The organism is Chitinophaga sp. CF118, from assembly GCF_900112615.1.
Taxonomy (GTDB): Bacteria; Bacteroidota; Bacteroidia; order Chitinophagales; family Chitinophagaceae; genus Chitinophaga.
Genome location: NZ_FOMK01000001.1, coordinates 355,616 through 372,418 on the forward strand (window position 1 = coordinate 355,616; position 16,803 = coordinate 372,418).

At 42.4% G+C, this 16,803-nt stretch carries 15 protein-coding genes; 4 read left to right on the plus strand and 11 right to left on the minus strand.

The window, feature by feature from the left end; all coding sequences use genetic code 11:
• Positions 1–59: 59 nt before the first annotated feature.
• The 6 genes from BM176_RS01340 to BM176_RS01365 all read right to left on the minus strand — a co-directional run bounded on the left by BM176_RS01340 (position 60) and on the right by BM176_RS01365 (position 5,121).
• Positions 60–920, minus strand: a complete 861-nt coding sequence (locus BM176_RS01340; RefSeq protein WP_090098797.1) for a transporter family protein — start codon at positions 918–920, stop codon at positions 60–62.
• A 5-nt stretch (positions 921–925) separates the two neighbouring features.
• A complete protein-coding gene (locus BM176_RS01345; protein WP_177230262.1) occupies positions 926–1,474 on the minus strand; it encodes a heavy-metal-associated domain-containing protein in 549 nt (182 codons plus the stop codon).
• Positions 1,475–1,586: 112 nt separating this feature from the next.
• Complete coding sequence (locus BM176_RS01350; RefSeq protein WP_090098800.1) at positions 1,587–1,967, minus strand: HYC_CC_PP family protein; 381 nt, start codon at positions 1,965–1,967, stop codon at positions 1,587–1,589.
• A gap of 41 nt (positions 1,968–2,008) precedes the next feature.
• Entirely contained in the window at positions 2,009–2,224 is a 216-nt protein-coding gene (locus BM176_RS01355; RefSeq protein ID WP_090098802.1) for a hypothetical protein, read from the minus strand.
• Between the two features lie 66 nt (positions 2,225–2,290).
• Positions 2,291–4,222, minus strand: a complete 1,932-nt coding sequence (locus BM176_RS01360; protein WP_177230263.1) for a putative porin — start codon at positions 4,220–4,222, stop codon at positions 2,291–2,293.
• A gap of 77 nt (positions 4,223–4,299) precedes the next feature.
• Positions 4,300–5,121 carry a purine-nucleoside phosphorylase gene (locus tag BM176_RS01365; protein WP_090098806.1) on the minus strand — a complete coding sequence of 274 codons (822 nt, stop codon included), beginning with the start codon at positions 5,119–5,121 and terminating at the stop codon, positions 4,300–4,302.
• Between the two features lie 105 nt (positions 5,122–5,226).
• Here BM176_RS01365 and sucC point away from each other — a divergent pair, with 105 nt between their 5' ends.
• The gene (gene sucC / locus BM176_RS01370) at positions 5,227–6,441 is read left to right on the plus strand and encodes an ADP-forming succinate--CoA ligase subunit beta (RefSeq protein ID WP_090101518.1); all 1,215 of its coding nucleotides are present in this window, start codon (positions 5,227–5,229) and stop codon (positions 6,439–6,441) included.
• 747 nt (positions 6,442–7,188) lie between these two features.
• Complete coding sequence (locus BM176_RS01375) at positions 7,189–8,208, plus strand: DUF4407 domain-containing protein (protein ID WP_090101520.1); 1,020 nt, start codon at positions 7,189–7,191, stop codon at positions 8,206–8,208.
• Between the two features lie 6 nt (positions 8,209–8,214).
• Here the strand turns inward: BM176_RS01375 and BM176_RS01380 are convergent, their stop codons facing one another.
• The 5 genes from BM176_RS01380 to BM176_RS01400 form a co-directional block, all read right to left on the minus strand.
• On the minus strand, positions 8,215–8,835 hold the full coding sequence (locus tag BM176_RS01380) for a SprT-like domain-containing protein (RefSeq protein ID WP_090098808.1): 621 nt from the start codon (positions 8,833–8,835) through the stop codon (positions 8,215–8,217).
• A 7-nt stretch (positions 8,836–8,842) separates the two neighbouring features.
• Entirely contained in the window at positions 8,843–9,163 is a 321-nt protein-coding gene (locus BM176_RS01385; RefSeq protein WP_090098810.1) for a hypothetical protein, read from the minus strand.
• Between the two features lie 58 nt (positions 9,164–9,221).
• Entirely contained in the window at positions 9,222–9,452 is a 231-nt protein-coding gene (locus BM176_RS01390; RefSeq protein WP_090098812.1) for an AtpZ/AtpI family protein, read from the minus strand.
• Positions 9,409–9,861 carry a bactofilin family protein gene (locus BM176_RS01395; protein WP_090098815.1) on the minus strand — a complete coding sequence of 151 codons (453 nt, stop codon included), beginning with the start codon at positions 9,859–9,861 and terminating at the stop codon, positions 9,409–9,411. Before BM176_RS01395 ends, BM176_RS01390 begins: the two co-directional genes overlap by 44 nt.
• Positions 9,862–10,013: 152 nt before the next feature.
• Entirely contained in the window at positions 10,014–10,418 is a 405-nt protein-coding gene (locus tag BM176_RS01400) for a hypothetical protein (protein ID WP_090098817.1), read from the minus strand.
• Positions 10,419–10,601: 183 nt separating this feature from the next.
• Here BM176_RS01400 and BM176_RS01405 point away from each other — a divergent pair, with 183 nt between their 5' ends.
• Both BM176_RS01405 and BM176_RS01410 read left to right on the plus strand, forming a co-directional pair.
• A complete protein-coding gene (locus BM176_RS01405; RefSeq protein ID WP_143097671.1) occupies positions 10,602–13,661 on the plus strand; it encodes a type IX secretion system periplasmic lipoprotein PorW/SprE in 3,060 nt (1,019 codons plus the stop codon).
• Between the two features lie 177 nt (positions 13,662–13,838).
• Positions 13,839–16,211 (plus strand): transglycosylase domain-containing protein, encoded by a 2,373-nt coding sequence (locus BM176_RS01410; RefSeq protein ID WP_090098822.1) that lies wholly within the window; start codon positions 13,839–13,841, stop codon positions 16,209–16,211.
• Positions 16,212–16,803: the final 592 nt, after the last annotated feature.

Below are 16,803 nucleotides of genomic sequence, written 5' to 3' on the forward strand. Positions count from 1 at the left end.
GTTCTTTTTCACAAAAAGCGACTGAATAAACTTTAATACGGTAATGGCTACTCTTTTCATCACTTCTTCTTTACAACATTAAAAATATTATGCTCAAATCTTAACACAAAAGTATTAAATACATTCCTGGGCATATCTCCGAATAACTGGGTACGATAAGCCAGATCCAGCCGGGTAGCACTATTGAAAATGAACTGTATAGCAGGTGCAATGTCAAGATAGTGATTACGGCTCACCGCATCTGTATTAGCTTTACCCAGCAACTCCACATAGAGGTTCAGGTTAGTCTGCTCAAAACTACGGTAGCTGCGTGGTAGTAATAAATACCCTGCGGACACACTGTAATTTACAGCATTTGCAGACATCTCATACGGCAGATTATCCTTTGTGTTGTTCATAAACCGGTTATAGCCCAGTGTGGCAGAAACTGCCAGTTTATGAATCAGTTGAGTGGCCACAATACCAGCTGCCACACCTGATGCCCCTCCTTCAAGATCCAGTTCAGCATTTTTATATGGCTTGGTAGAACCATGTCCCTCCACAACCGGGTAAAAAGGATTGTTGATCACTGCTCCCTTCACATAAGCTGCCATCCGGAAATGTGAATGCAGCTCATCCTTTGACAAAAACCTGTATTTCGCATAAATGCTCCCTCCTTCCGGCTCAATGGAAGATTGCATCTGGTTGGATGCCAGTCCGGCTACATGTACCATCAGCTTTTTGGAAATGCCCCACATCAATTCAGGTTCAAACCGCATGCCCGTACGACCGTCATTCTCCATTTTAAAGAACTTGTTTGTCATCCGGATACCCAGAGAATTTGCCGGCATATTACTGGCCGGTTCTGTAGATACATACAACTCCTGTGCTCCTGCATACTTAAACAGTAACAGGAGTATAAATAATATTGCTCTTTTCATATTAATCAGATAGTAACGTGATAGATCCGCTGAGATGTTGTTTTACCTTCTGTTTTGCAGCAACCGGCCATTACGCCAGTCTGATAACAGGGCATCGTTGTGAGGGCGCTGAATTTTTTGAATTGTTTGGCAGATACAAAGTCCTTATCTATCACAGTGATATTACGGTCGCCTGTTAATACCTGATTTTTTGCATTGATGAAATGAAAAGTGTTGCCTGAATAATTGATATGTGTATCATTCTCAATGGATACCTTATCAAAATTGGCGGTTAGTACCAGTTTGGCTACCGAGAAACCTGCTTCATCCACCTTTTGTTTGATCTGGTCAATGTTCACAGGTACATTCGGCTTAAAGAACAGCAGGAAAGTAGTACTGTTGAGATCTGTATCTATCTTATCTACGAAAGGAAGTGTTTTAAGTGCCTCCAGTGTGGCTTTGGAACACATGGCACAGGTTAATCCTGCTGCCTGTAAAGATGCTTTGCTGATCTGGGCATTGGCACTGAAATGAAGGCCAATAGCCATCAATATTATAACTGATAATTTTTTCATGATCTGATGAATTAAGTGAATGATGAAATTGAAGAAGCACCTTTTAAAACTGGCACCGGAATTTCCAGACATTTACTTCTGATAAGGCCAGTAATAAATGATCCTGATCACATCAGATCCTACATGTACAATATTGAATATAAAGAGGAAGAAGATCATCTCCGGGTGGAGCATGATCATTATATGTAATTAATGAGGTAGATATATTAATTGAAGGTACCGGTACAATGATCACCGGTAAGTGCAGATATTTTTCAGCAGGTACGATAGTTTGTTGTACCTGAGAAGTTTCGTGTTGAACTGTAACCTTGCAATACTTAAATTCATCTTTGCAACATTTGCCGCTTTTGCCGCATTTATTACAAGCATCATTTACGGGAGATTTGAAACTTAACTCTGCCAGCTTGCCCATACAGTAGTGGGCATGCACTGTAAACCCGCTAGTGATAGCAGTATACAGGATGGCTAATAATATAATAGTAAATTTCTTCATCTTTATCCGGACACAAATTTACTATTTGTATCCATTCCAAACTAACTCTTCCCGTTTTCTTCAATTTTATCTGCCAGGGCCATTAGTAATGAGGTACTTACAGCATTGGTCACTTCTGCACGTACATGGCCGTCCACATCGTTTTCAAAATACACCGTTTTGCCGCCGACATTCACTTTAAACCGTTGGGAATTACCTTTATTCAGGGGTCTTACATCGTATCTGTCTGCATTGTGTTTGATTGTAAATGCCTGCATATCTTTTGGGTTTATTACCAAATCTACGCAAATGCCACGCCAAAAGATTGCAGTACAACGAATAAATTAATTAATAAACCACCAACGGATTCCCAGTCTGAAGCTAAAATTGTTATAAGGGTAGAGTGGTGCTGCAAAATTATTTTTCGAGAAAAATGTATTGAGATTTTCTCCTCTTATATAAGCAGAAAATGATTTTATACGGAAGTGTACAAAAGCAGCCAGATCAGGAAAGTTATACTTCACTTTTTGTGTAGTCTGATACACAAACTGACCTGTTACCGGAGAATAATCGTCCGCATAATAGTCTGTATTATATTTTGCTTCTATACCTAACATCACATTCAGGTTATTGAACAGTTTGTTCTCATAGGCCAGCCTGTGACGTGTCCATAATGTTGGGATATTTACACGCCCGTCACCATGTACCTGCTGAAAAGCAAAATCTGCATACCAGTTATAATGTCCTGCCTGGAAATGTTTGCTGAAAATCACCTGTAACAGGTTAAATACTGCCGGAGCCTGTGCACTCTGGTAATAATCCTTGAAATAGGTATAGTTACCAATTATGAAATAATTGACAGCCAGATTATACTTCAGCTTACGGTTATCTGCCGCAAACTGTAACTGTGTAATATTCTCTTTGGCCAAGGTACTGTTGTACCAACTGTCATAACTACTGCTGAAATACTTATAAACATAGGAAGGCTCCCGGTTTACATTACTAAAAGACAGGTGAATGTTTCCCAGTGTTTCGTTCAGGTAACGGCTCAGCATTCCACTTACATTATAGTCGCCTATATTCTGTCCTGCAATGTAAAATTCCCCTTTGGCAGAGAAATCCCATTTTTTATTACGGGTTTTATTACGGTATTCCCCATGCAGAGCCAGGTTACTGAAATGAATATCTGCATCCAGGAAGGTACCGCTGATATTATCATACCGGGCTCCCACATTAATAAAGTGTGCCAGATTGCCTCTCAGCGGGAACTGAATCAGGGAGATATCGTTAGAAAGGGTACGCCAGTTATGCCGGGCATTAATAGTATCTCCGTTAAAGGCCCAGTTATAATGTTTGGTATAGAACGTAGTATCCGGCTGTCCGTCGCTAAACCGGTAATCGTCATTTGAATATTTAAAGCTGTATTGCACACGGAATACAGGGTCAAACTTGTAATAATCGGTTGTATCGTTCACATGAATAGTATCCCCCTTGCCCCAGTCGTATTGCTGAACCAGTAAAAATCCGGATTGCTGATAGGCCGTCTTTACCGGTATAGAGGTACTGAAAAGGCTGGAACTTGTTTCTGAGTAATTCCCAAGGTTCACATCAAGGGTTTTACGCTGGCTGTAACGGGAATTGGTGAGTTGATCCTCCTCCCGGAGACCACCATTCTCTCCATTATTATACTTGTTAAAGAAATAACTCAGGTAAGCATTATAACGTTTGTTCTTGCTGTTATAGCGGGATGTGATCCTGTAGATATCATGATTGGTAGCCTGCGACCGGAAATATCCCGGTGCATAGATCTTCTGATATTCGAATCCGAAGTTAAAACGGTCTGTACGGTTTTGTGTATGTAACAGCCCTATTTGCTGCTCTTTCTGGCTCCCCACCATGTACAGCATTTCTGTATAAGGACGGTTGGTTGTATAGATCCGGGCATTCTCGTGAGAAAAGCCATAGTTGTCAAAGCTGTGAAAGCCCGCATCAAAACCGCTCTGCATGCGGGGGGCAAAGGTAATGCTACGTGCAGGAGAACCATTATTACCCAAAAAAACATAATTAGCCGGCACCCGCAGGAAGCTGCCATTAAAATCAGCAACGGAAGAATCTACTCTGTAATCAGTCGGCTCTCCCAGGCGGCGGTAAGTAATAGTAAGTGTATCCAGATCATGTACATGTTTAGTGGTATCCCTGGTCATTTTGGATCCACTCCCGCTACCACTCCCTATATTATTGAGACGGTTGCTTATCTGTGCATGTAGTTGTTGCACACCGAACAGTAAACAACATATTAAAATAAATGACCTCATCCTTTGATATATTTCCTGCGTCTTGTTTCTTCTTGCTATTATAAAGCACTGATTAATTCCCTGAAAATAAGGGTTAATTTCGGTTCAGCAGCGTTTGCTGCTTCCAATACCTCTTCATGGGTGATCACATTCTCTTCTTCCCTGATACCCAGGTCGGTAATTACGCTCATCGCAAAGATCTGTAAACCACTGTGTACGCCTACAATTACTTCAGGCACTGTACTCATTCCAACAGCATCCCCTCCTATCACATGCATAAATTTATACTCTGCCCGGGTTTCAAAAGTTGGCCCCTGCACACCCACATAGACGCCTGTATGTACAGGAATATTGTTAGCACCTGCAATTTCTTTCGCTTTGGCAATCAGCACTTTGGAATAGGGCTCACTCATATCCGGGAACCGGGGCCCCAGTTCCGCGATGTTTGTACCCCGCAGTGGATGTTCCGGCTGCAGATTGATATGGTCGCGGATGATCATCAGATCACCCACCTTAAACTGCGCATTCATACCCCCTGCCGCATTGGATAACAGCAAGGTACGCACGCCAAGAGCCTTCATTACCCTTACCGGGAAGGTTACCTGTTGCATAGAATGACCTTCATAATAATGAAATCTGCCAGCCATGGCTACCACGGGGCGCCCATTCATTTTCCCGAGAATTAATTTTCCCCGGTGTCCTTCCACGGAGGAAGAGGGAAAATATGGGATTTCCTCGTAAGGAATTTCTATACTGTCTGTAATATCACCGGCCAGGTTTCCCAGTCCGCTACCCAGTATGATACCAACCTGTGGTGTTTCCGGCCATTCTTTTTTTATATGGTCCGCAGCAGCAGCTATTTGTTGTAACAGATCACTCATTATTATGTCATTTAATCAGGTTGCGCAAAGTTATTTTTAATTCACAAAACACTGCTGTTTTATATTTAAATCATAATGACCTATTTTAGCGCAAATTTTTATCAGATGAACTTACATGAATACCAGGCTAAAGAACTGTTGAAGAAATATAACGTACCGGTACAGGAAGGGATTCCGGTAGAAACACCGGAAGCGGCGGCAGAAGCTTACAAGCAATTGAAAGTACAATATGGTAATGAATATGCAGTAGTAAAAGCCCAGATCCATGCCGGCGGACGTGGTAAGGGAACCATTCGTGGTAAAGAACAAAGAGGTGTTGCTGTTGGTAAGAATGCAGAAGATGTTAAAACTATAGCCGGTAATCTCCTGGGCGGTGTACTGGTTACCATTCAAACCGGAGATGCCGGTAAGCTGGTAAATAAGGTACTGGTTGCACAGGATGTATACTATCCGGGTCCTAACCCCATAAAAGAATTATACCTGTCTATCCTCCTGGACCGTGCAAAAGGCCAGAACGTGATTATGTACTCCACAGAAGGTGGTATGGACATTGAGGAAGTGGCACACAACACTCCTGATAAGATTTTCAAGGAGTGGGTACAGCCTAACACCACCCTGCAACCATTCCAGGGCAGGAAAATCGCTTTTAACTTTGGATTGAGCGGCGAAGCCTTCAAGAACATGGTTAAATTCGTAACTAACCTGTACAATGCCTACGTTGGTCTTGATGCAGCTATGCTGGAAATCAACCCGTTATTCAAAACCAGCGATGAAAAAATCATTGCGGTTGACTGTAAACTGAACCTGGATGACAACGCCCTGATGCGCCACCCCGAGCTGGAAGCACTGCGTGATATTACAGAAGAAGATCCTACAGAAGTAGAAGCAGGTAAATACAATCTGAACTTCGTAAAACTGGATGGTAACGTAGGTTGTATGGTAAACGGTGCCGGTTTGGCCATGGCTACCATGGATATGATCAAACTGAGTGGCGGTGAGCCTGCAAACTTCCTGGACGTAGGAGGTAGCGCAAACGCACAAACAGTGGAAGCAGGTTTCCGTATCATCCTGAAAGATCCTAAAGTAAAGGCAATCCTGATCAATATCTTCGGTGGTATTGTTCGTTGCGACCGTGTTGCACAGGGTGTAATCGATGCTTATAAATCTATTGGTAACATTACTGTTCCTATCATCGTACGTCTGCAAGGTACCAACGCTGAAGAAGCACAGAAACTGATCGGCGAAAGTGGACTGAAAGTGCAGTCTGCCATCCTGCTCAGCGAAGCTGCTGCACTGGTAAACAAAGCTGTAAACGCTTAATTAAAAGGCTTTTATAATATTGAAAGGGCTGTATCAAATTTTGGTACAGCCTTTTTTTCTGGGAGAGAGCGTTTAAGCAACTCTCAGGTCCTTTATTTATTTTTGGTAACACCTCTTTATCTTTTATCAGACATTAAAAAGATCATTTAATGTAATTAGATCTGTTAAATTGATCTGTTCAGAAAAGGGGGCTCCATTAAGCAGTTCTCAAACCCTATTTATTTTTGATTTAATTCACTTTTTATGAGGGAAATAACGTACCCCTAAAGCTCTTATTTTCCTTCTTCACTAAACATATAATAAATTATTTAAAATTATACTGAATTATTAGTCAGTATTGAAAATGTCACCCCTGATCAATAGGGTTTCATAACCTATTGAGTCTTATTGCTTACAGATATATAACCCCTATATAACCCCTATACATCCCCTATTTTAGCCGTATATAATCCCACCCTATATAGATAGGGCTTATATACCTGTTATATTAGTTTGTGTTCATTGATATTGATAAGACTTCATACTTATAAAGAACCCTCTGCATACCTTATCATATTTACCAACCGTGGTTATTCAATTGCTGTGATCAACTCCGGAAATCTCCTTTATTTGTCCTATCACATTTATTAACCCCTTGATCACTTATTTCAATTTTGATTGGCAGAAAAAACTACCTTTATAATCCATCCTTTATATGCACCTGCGGCCCGCGGGGTTACTTTTTATTTCTTATATCAAAATGTATTCATGAAGAGGATCGGCGATTTCTTTCTTTTTTGTTCAGGGGCTCATATACCTATGCTTCGGCGTGCACCATCAGAAACCAATAAATACGGCGGTATTGGCGCCACAATATTCTTTACAGGGCTACTGGCTGCGCTCTCTGGCGGTTATGCTTTGTGGACAGTATTTGGCCAGTTATGGGCCGCATTCTTATTCGCTATTGTATGGGGATTGATGATCTTTAACCTGGATCGTTACATCGTATCCGGTATGAAAAAGCGGGACGGCTTCGGAAAAGAACTGGCCCTGGCCACTCCCAGGATCTTGCTGGCAGTGCTGATAGCAATAGTCATTTCCAAACCACTGGAATTACAGGTCTTCAACAAAGAAATACAACAGGAGCTGATCACTATGGAACAGCAGGTATTCAAAACCCAGGAGGACAAGGTGAAAGAACGCTACCAGCAACGGATCAATGAGCTGAATGGGGAAATCGCATTACTGAACAGCGGTATTCAGCAACAAGCGGCCAAACGGGATACCCTGCAGCTGATTGCCCAACAGGAAGCCGATGGTACCGGAGGCTCCCGCAAGCGTAATCTTGGTCCTATCTACAAAGCGAAAAAAGCAGATGCAGACAGTGCTACGGCAATGCTTGCGACTATCAGTAATCAGAATGGAACCCTCATCCGCCAAAAACGACAGGAACTCCAGTCCATTGACTCCACATTCAAAAATACCGTTCAACAGCTGGACCGCAGTCATATAGACGGACTGGCATCCCGCCTTGATGCACTCGGACATCTTACAGACCGTAGTGAACCTGTACGATGGGCCAATTGGTTCATTACCCTACTGTTCATCACTATAGAAACAGCACCGGTATTTGTAAAGCTCATTTCTCCACGCGGCCCTTATGACGACCTGCTGGATGTGCATGAACATTCATTCAAAATTTACAAAAGGGAACGGATCGAAAAGATGGAAAGGGCATATAATGAAAGAATGATGATAGGTGGGGCGGCAACGTCAGCTACCTCATAGTATTCGTCAGGCTGCAATTACCTCTACCTCATAAACAGGGCTGAACAGGTATACCTTTTTTGTGGCTACCTCCTCGCAGCGGTAACGCTTGCGGATCTTTTCCCCTTTCTTGAAGATCCGGCCGTCTTTGGTCCGGAAAAGCTGGTGAAGGGGTATTTGTTCCACCAGGTAATGATTCTCTTTCTGCAGATCATAACGTTTCAGTACCCGCATCAGGTCATCGTCTGCACAGGAACTGGCCGCAGGGTTCTGAATACTCTGGCGTACAGCCGCTTCCACATCGTGCGGTAAGAAACCTTTGCCCACAAATTGTTTAAGGATATGTGAAAACTGTACTTTCCACTCTTTTCCATGAGAGGCTACGGTATTACCGTAGTGCATATAGGTGGTAAGATGAGAGATTTCATGAAGGAGAGTGATGAGAAAAGCATACCTGTTAAGATTCCCATTGATGCTGATGCGGTGGCCCCCCTTTCTGTCAGGGTGGCGATAATCTCCGAGAATACTTTGCCGCTCACGTGTAACGGTAAGATGTACCTTATATTCTGTAAGGTAAGCCATCACCTGCTCAAATGTTCCATCTGGCAGGTATCCGGACAATGCATGTAAAGGTGCCTCCTGCTTCACAACCAGTTCAACTTTTTTTCTTTGTTACCCGCTGAAGACTTAACGTTTCTACTACCGTATAAGCCACATATAAAAACATCAGGATAAAAACGGTTGTTCTGCTTGTGTTAGCTCTGTTGATGATTACATACACAGCAATACCTACCAGGCATAACATCAGTTTGCTGAGCGTAGAAGCATATACCATCCGCACAAAGGCGTTGTTATTGGAAGATTGCAGACCTTTCCGGTTCATATTATATGATAAACCAGTGATAAGGGCTAAAGCCAGGTTGCCAATAAGCAGCACATTATGGTGAGCCCCTGTTTCAAGCAACCAGGCTTTCAAAAATATAAGAGTACAATTAACTATGATAAAGAGGACGATTAGCCTCAAATAAAACCTGTCACTCATTCCTGCGGGTGTCTTTGATGATTTGCCACAAAAGTATGGTTAATGCCAATAAAGAAAAAATGATCATAAAAACAGGAAAAGACCATCCTGTTCGCTGGTCAAGTTTATAACCGGCAAATACAGCCAACCCTAATCCGGCCATCATCTGAAAAGCTAAGCCTGCATAGCGTAATGCCAGATTAGGCTTCTTCGGTGGTTTGTGCTGAGATAACGGATCTTCCATTTAATTTTTCTTTCTGACTATCTGCTGCAGCTACATCTTCCGGCTCCATATAACAACGGCCATTGAATTTTGCAGATGGCTCCATTTCAAAATGGGCGGTGTAAACATCTCCTTTTACAAGCGCACTTGCCTTCAGGAAAAGCAGATCTTCAACTTTAATAATACCGGTCACTTTACCCAGTATATCTGCACTCTGGCATACCAGGTCGCCGGTGATTTCACCCTCAGGACCTACTACGATCTTTGCTTTTGTTGATACCAGACCATGCACCTGGCCATCAATGCGAATGTCCCCTTCGCATACAATATCCCCTTGAATTGAGGTTCCACTGCCTATAATGTTCACATTGGAAGTAGGCATTACTGATTTGCCTTCGTTTCTGGCATTACGGTTGTTGTTGCTAAACATAGGATTTTAAGGTTTTTCAGCTTTAGTTAGTGTTTGTAAGATAGTATTATTAGTTTACATATTATTAAAGATTGGCTATCACTTCTTTCAAGAAGTTGTCCACATTCTCCCCTAACGGTAAATTGTCCCTTTTATGTATAATTGAATAGTAGTTAATAGGTGCTGTTATCCACCTTTGGCATCTTAATAGTCGTCGTATCTAATTTGCTGGCCGAAAATTCACCGTTAATTACCTGCTTAATATTGTCAAGGTACTGATCTCGCGCATTGATAGCAGTCTCAAGAGAGTCTGTCCGCATCTTCAATTTAATAAATTCCCTGCGTTGTTTCAAATCTCCATATCCTGGTATATAGTATCTCAGTGGCGTGAATACCACTGTTGCCACGGTAATAGTTACCAGCAACACAAAAAGAGTACTCAGGGCTACATAAACACTCATCCTCGATAATTTAAATGATGTTACCTCCTCATAGGTGTTGTCATTCATAATCACAAGGCGGTACCGATTGCCTATCTGCCCAATAATTCTACCCCTGTTATCACGCTTTTTGGCCATATCCACTATAAAACTTAAAGATTATCAACTGCCTAAAGTTAAACATTTATATTATTTAGTATTTAAAAAATTAGCAGGCCTCTTTCGTCCTCCTTCCCTGCCCCCTCAAAAAATTTATCCTATCTTTAAAAATAAATTATCAACATATAAGTTATATAGGTAAGCCTATATACCCTGGCATCCATGAATCATTACAGATCTGTTTACACATATATACCATACATCTTCCTGGTTAGTCTTTTTTTGTGCTGTACCGCAATCACAAGTGTTAATGCCCAGAGAAGGGATACAACCGGTACCAACCGGCCCAAAGATAATAGTAAATTGCCTGCACGAACCATGCAACGGCCCCTTGTTGCCCCTGTACAGCCAAAGGTGGAAGACCGCAGACCCCCTTCCGAAAAATTGCTGGAAAAGAAATGGACCATCAAACGCAAGATCGTACAGAACACTCTTGCCCGGTACAATTACTACTACCACGCCAATAAGAAATTACAGGATATCAGTCATGCTGTAGCCCGCCAGGGACAAGATAATTACAATTATTTACTGCCCTTCTACCCTTACAGCCTGCAAAGTCTCGGACTTAGCAAAAATGACCTGGATTCAGTGATAGAAAAAGCATCCATCAATATCCAGATCAGAGACCCGCGTAGTAAATGGATAGATGACAGCTACCTCGTAATAGGAAAAGCCTATTTCTTTGAAGGCGAATGGGACAAAGCCAACAGAACCTTCCAGTTCATCAATACCACCTACGCGCCAAAGAAAAAATCCGATAATAAAGCAGTGGTAGGGTCCAGTCAGAATGATAAACTCTCTATTGCTTCCCGCGAAAAAAGAAAAAGCATAATCGGCTGGTTCAAACATACCTACGCCCGTAATGATGCCTTCATCTGGAGAGCTAAAACATTACTGGAACAAAAAGAATTTGATGAAGCCCGCTCCATGATGAACATTCTGGAACAGGATCCCTTCTTCCCAAAACGTCTCTATGGTCAGCTGGCCGAAGTGAAAGCCTATACCCTGTACAAACAGGAACGGTTCGCAGAAGCTATAGAACCCATGCAGATAGCCCTGAAAACAAAACACAACAGAGACGAAAAGGCCCGTATGGCCTATATTCTCGGACAACTATACACTAATTACAGCAAGCCCGATTCTGCTCTGCTGATGTTCCGCAAAGTGATCAGCACCAAACCGGACCCCATGATGGAGTTCCAGGCAAGGATCCAGATAGCCAAACTGGAAGCTATTACATCCGGCGGCTCACTGGAAAAAAGCCTGGCGAAGCTGAGAAAGATGGCCAAAAAAGAAAAATACTACATCTTCAGAGATGCTATTTATTATACTATGGCCAACCTGGTATTACCCACAGATCCGGAAGCAGCTATGGGCTACCTGCATCAATCTCTGAAGGCCGAAAGTGACAACACCCTGCAGAAATCATTGACCTATAAGGCAATAGCTGATATCTACTACGAACAACGGCAATACCGCCTTGCTAAGAACTTCTATGATAGCACCGCTTCTGTGATGCCTAAAGAATTTGTAGATACTGCTGTGGTAAATACCCGTAAAAAGGTGCTGACAGACGTTGTGGTGCGTGTGGAAGCCATCCAGCGGGAAGATAGCCTGCAGCGGATTGCGGCCATGCCGGAATCTGACAGGAACGTTTTCCTGGAAAAAATGGCAGCTAATATCAGGAAAGAAGCAGAAGAAAAAGCTAAAAACGCAGCAGCAAACCCGCAGGACGACCAAACAATCGCCAACAACCCTTTTGGTAATCCCAGCAACACTAATCTGGGACCTAAAAAAGATGATGCCGGCGATTGGTACTTCTACAATAACGCCAGCAAATCATCCGGCTTCTCCGAATTTAAGAAACGCTGGGGAAACCGTACCCTGGGTGACAACTGGCGCAGAAGCCAGAACAGTGTGGCTAACACTAACCAGCCCACACAACCGGAAAACGGAGAAGGCAATCCTTTAGATTCCGCTGCAAAGGCCAAAAAGACCGTACCTGCTGATAGTACTACTGCCAAATCATTGATGGCAGATCTTCCGCTTACTCCGGACGATCTCCTTAAATCAAATATTATAATAGAAGATGCCATGTTCGATCTTGGTAAATTATACCACGATAAACTGGACAACACCTTACTCGGTATCGAAACATACGATACCCTCATACAGAGATATCCCCGCCATCCGCGTAAGCCGGAAGTGATATATTCTCTCTATTTATGGAACAATAAACTGGGCCGCACCGCGGAGGCAAACAAATACAAACAGAGCGTGGTAGAACAGTTTGGCGATTCCAAATTTGCCAGTATGATCAAGTACGGTGGCTTACAGGATGCCAACAAAGCAAGGAAAAAAGAGATTTCAGCAGCATATGAAGAAATGTACCTGGCTTATCTCGACTGTAACTACATGGCCGCACTGGAAAAGAAAAAAGCAGCAGATACCACATTCGGACTCAATTTCATGCAGCCTAAATTCGACCTGCTGGAAGCCATGATCCTTATGAAGATCGATACCTGCGAATTTGGACGGCAGGCCATCACCAACGTGCTCAATAAATACCAACAGGATGAAGCCGTTCATGCAAAGGCACAATCCCTGCTGGATGCACTGAATGACAGGCCGGCACTAGTTGTATACCTGTCCATGCTGGAAATTCAGAAACAAAAAGCCAGTGAAGACTCCCTGGATGAAAATGTTTCTATGCGCTACCCCTGGCAGAATCCGCAGCCGGCATTTGATTCTGTGAAATTGAAAACCGCTACTGCAGATTCTCTTAAACTCGTTAATAACAATCTTAAAATAGCTCCGTTACCTCCGCCAATTAAGCCGATTACATTGTATAAGCTGAATGCTGAGAATCCGCATTTTGTAATATTGTCGTTCAACCGGGTATCAAAAGCAATCATGGATGAAGCTCTTACCCAGTTCACCAAATATAACGCGGAGAAACATGCGGGAGAGAAGATACAGGTAGCCAGCTTTGTGCTCACGCCAACTGAAGTCATGCTCGTATTCCGCTTGTTCCCGAATGAGGATAAGGCACTGGAATATTTTGATGATGTAAGGATAGCGGCAGAAAAGGTGGCACCAAGAATCCGGCCTTCCGATTATAATTTCTTTATCATATCCAGGGACAATTTCATACAGCTAAACAGTACAAAGGATATTGATGGGTATAAGAAATTCTTTAATGATAACTACATCACCCAATAAGTCCACAGTATGATGGAAAAACATATTAATTGATTTAATCAAATTAATATGCCTTTTAACATTAATTGAGGGAAATCACCGGGATTTTTTTAATAATTTTGCCCGGCTGTTACACTATACACTGGCAAATAAGGCCCGTAAATTGCTATAATCAGGAAAAGCCATTCAAAGGTAAATATGAAAAAATCTGTTAAAATATTGTGGATCACTGTGTTGGGGGTTATGGGGGTATTCATTTTAATGTTATTACTGATCAACTTCCGCATTATAGGCAGTATGCCATCAATGGAAACCCTGGAAAATCCCAGGGCAGCCCTGGCATCTGAAGTGATTGCAGAAGATGGTACCATTCTCGGTAAATACTACCAGGTAGACAGGTCCAGTTCCGACTACAATGAAATTTCCAAGAATGTGATCAACGCCCTCATCGCCACAGAAGATGTGCGTTTCTACGATCACTCAGGTATAGATCCTTATGGTACTATGGCCATTCCTTTTTACCTGGCCATCGGTAAAAAAAGAGGTTCCAGTACAATCACCCAACAGCTGGCACTGAACCTGCAGGCAGATAATACAGGAGCTCTGCGTGCTTCCAATGTTATCAAAAGAGGATTCCAGAAAATGCAGGAATGGCTGATAGCCGTAAAGCTGGAACGCAACTTCACCAAACAGGAAATCATTACCCTTTATCTGAACACTGTTCCTTTCGGAGATAACGTATATGGTATTGAAAACGGAGCACGTACCTTCTTCAGTAAAGATGCCGGTCATCTTTCCATAGAAGAAGCAGCTACACTGGTAGCCATGCTGAAAGGTACCAACATGTTCAATCCCCGCCGTAATCCACAGCGCTCACGCGATCGCCGTAACACGGTGATAGAACTGATGCAGAAAAATGATTTCATCACAGAAGCAGAAGCTAATGAAGCCAAAAACAGGCCCATCGTACTGAGATATAACAAGATAGATCATAACAAGGGACTGGCTCCATACTTCAGGGAAGTATTACGTGATGAACTTAAAACCTGGTGTAAAGAACATAAAAAAGCAGACGGTTCCGAGTACAACCTTTACCGCGACGGTCTGAAAATCTATACTACCATCAATCCCCGCATGCAGATGTATGCAGAGGAAGCGGTATCCCATCACCTGAAAGACCTCCAGAAAGTATTTGCCCAACAGTCTAATATCAAATCCGGCTCGGTGTGGAAAAACTGGCAACAGTACGTTGACCGCTACATGAAGGAATCTGACCGTTACAAGGCAATGAAAGATGATGAGGCTTCTGATGACGATATCAAAAGGGCATTCAACACGCCTACCAAAATGAAAGTATTCTCCTGGAGAAGTTATACCGAACCAGACCTGAATGAGATCGATACCGTTATGACGCCGATCGATTCCATTAAATATATGCGCGCCTTCTTACAGGCAGGTTTTATGGCACTGGACCCGGAAAGCGGAGAAGTAAAAGCCTGGGTGGGCGGACCGGATTTCCGCTATTTCAAGAACGATCACGTACTGAAAACAAAGCGTCAGGTAGGTTCAACCTTTAAACCATTCCTCTATTGCTTTGCAATTATGAATGGTATGTCGCCCAACACTGTACTGCCGAACGAACCGGTTACCTTCCCGAAAGAACATTATACACTGAGCCATAACTCAGAAGGTAGTGTAGGTGGAAGTATTACTATGGCGGGAGCACTTGCCAAGTCACTGAACCTGGTATCAGCTTACCTCATCAAACAGCTGGGCCCCAGAGCAGTGGCAGACTTTGCAAAAAATAAAATAGGTTTCAGCAGTGAAATTCCTCCCTACCCTTCCATTGCGCTGGGTACACCAGAAATTTCGTTGTATGAAATGTTACGCGCATATACCATGTTCCCTGCAAGAGGGATCATTTCAAAACCTATATACATTACCCGTATAGAAGACAGGAACGGTAATATCCTGCAAACATTTGCTCCTGAAAAGAAAGAAGTGATTAGTGAGAATGAATCTTATACGATGGTGAAAATGATGCAGGGAGTAACTGGCCCCGGTGGTACAGCAGCGCGCTTACGCTTCCGTTATAATATTACAGGAGAAGTAGCGGGTAAAACCGGTACAACCAATGATAATACAGATGGCTGGTTCCTGGGTTACACACCACAGTTGCTGGCAGGTGCATGGGTAGGTTGCGAAAATAACTTCCTGCACTTTGCCTCTACAGCAAACGGACAGGGTGCTAATACCGGCTTACCAATATGGGCTTATTTCTTCCAGAAAGTATATGGAGATAAATCATTGAAGATTGATGAGAAAATAATATTCCCCATTCCTGCATCCTTCAACAATGATAATAACTATACGAACTATCAGTCTAATGTCCAGCCAGGAGCAGAAGCAGAAGATCAGGGGAACGGCGCGGCAAATGAGTATATGGATGTAAACAAGTTAGAGGAAGAAGCTAACAGAGAGGCAGAGACCAGAGAGAAAGAAAAGGAGAAGGAAAAGTCACAACCAGCCACCACACCTAAAGCAGTATTTCCTCCTAAAAAAGATAATTAATTGAAGGGGCTAATTTCTGTTTTGGAAAACAAGTCCTGAAATAAAAAAGTTAATAGGGCGTATCATACAGTTGATACGCCCTATTTTTATTTGGATCCCTGATGGACACATCTAATCATTTAAACGATCGTCAGGCACTTCATTTACTTAGATAAAAACGATCTTCATTAAGCAGGCATTGTTACTTCTTGCATTATTCCATATAGAAATCCCAATTGTATAGATATGATTGTGATTGATCAATAAATACGCCTTATCTGCCGCGATTAACAGGTGAAGTGCAATAAAGATCTGATCTTAAATCATATTCTAAAACTAAATCAGGGAATTAAACAGGCAGATACAGTGTATTTATTGATCAATCACAATAAGGCAAAACCGCTGTGATACAAATCAATAACAATCCGTGCCTGAAATAAAAAAGGCCCCGTTGTGGAGACCGTCATTGTACTATTCTCTATTGGAAGTCACAAGTCTAAGTGTGATTGTGATTGATCAATAAATACGCCTTATCTGCCGTGATTAACAGGTGAAGCACAATAAAGATCTGATCTTAAATCATATTCTAAAACTAAATCAGGGAACTAAACAG

What these genes read in the sequence shown, in the direction of transcription:
- BM176_RS01340 (WP_090098797.1), bottom strand. Translation starts at nt 920, where the DNA reads ATGAAAAGAGCAATATTATTTATACTCCTGTTACTGTTTAAGTATGCA.
- BM176_RS01365 (WP_090098806.1), bottom strand. Translation starts at nt 5,121, where the DNA reads ATGAGTGATCTGTTACAACAAATAGCTGCTGCTGCGGACCATATAAAA.
- BM176_RS01395 (WP_090098815.1), bottom strand. Translation starts at nt 9,861, where the DNA reads ATGTTTAGCAACAACAACCGTAATGCCAGAAACGAAGGCAAATCAGTA.
- BM176_RS01405 (WP_143097671.1), top strand. Translation starts at nt 10,602, where the DNA reads ATGAATCATTACAGATCTGTTTACACATATATACCATACATCTTCCTG.
- BM176_RS01345 (WP_177230262.1), bottom strand. Translation starts at nt 1,474, where the DNA reads ATGAAAAAATTATCAGTTATAATATTGATGGCTATTGGCCTTCATTTC.
- BM176_RS01390 (WP_090098812.1), bottom strand. Translation starts at nt 9,452, where the DNA reads ATGGAAGATCCGTTATCTCAGCACAAACCACCGAAGAAGCCTAATCTG.
- BM176_RS01355 (WP_090098802.1), bottom strand. Translation starts at nt 2,224, where the DNA reads ATGCAGGCATTTACAATCAAACACAATGCAGACAGATACGATGTAAGA.
- sucC (WP_090101518.1), top strand. Translation starts at nt 5,227, where the DNA reads ATGAACTTACATGAATACCAGGCTAAAGAACTGTTGAAGAAATATAAC.
- BM176_RS01400 (WP_090098817.1), bottom strand. Translation starts at nt 10,418, where the DNA reads ATGGCCAAAAAGCGTGATAACAGGGGTAGAATTATTGGGCAGATAGGC.
- BM176_RS01410 (WP_090098822.1), top strand. Translation starts at nt 13,839, where the DNA reads ATGAAAAAATCTGTTAAAATATTGTGGATCACTGTGTTGGGGGTTATG.
- BM176_RS01375 (WP_090101520.1), top strand. Translation starts at nt 7,189, where the DNA reads ATGAAGAGGATCGGCGATTTCTTTCTTTTTTGTTCAGGGGCTCATATA.
- BM176_RS01350 (WP_090098800.1), bottom strand. Translation starts at nt 1,967, where the DNA reads ATGAAGAAATTTACTATTATATTATTAGCCATCCTGTATACTGCTATC.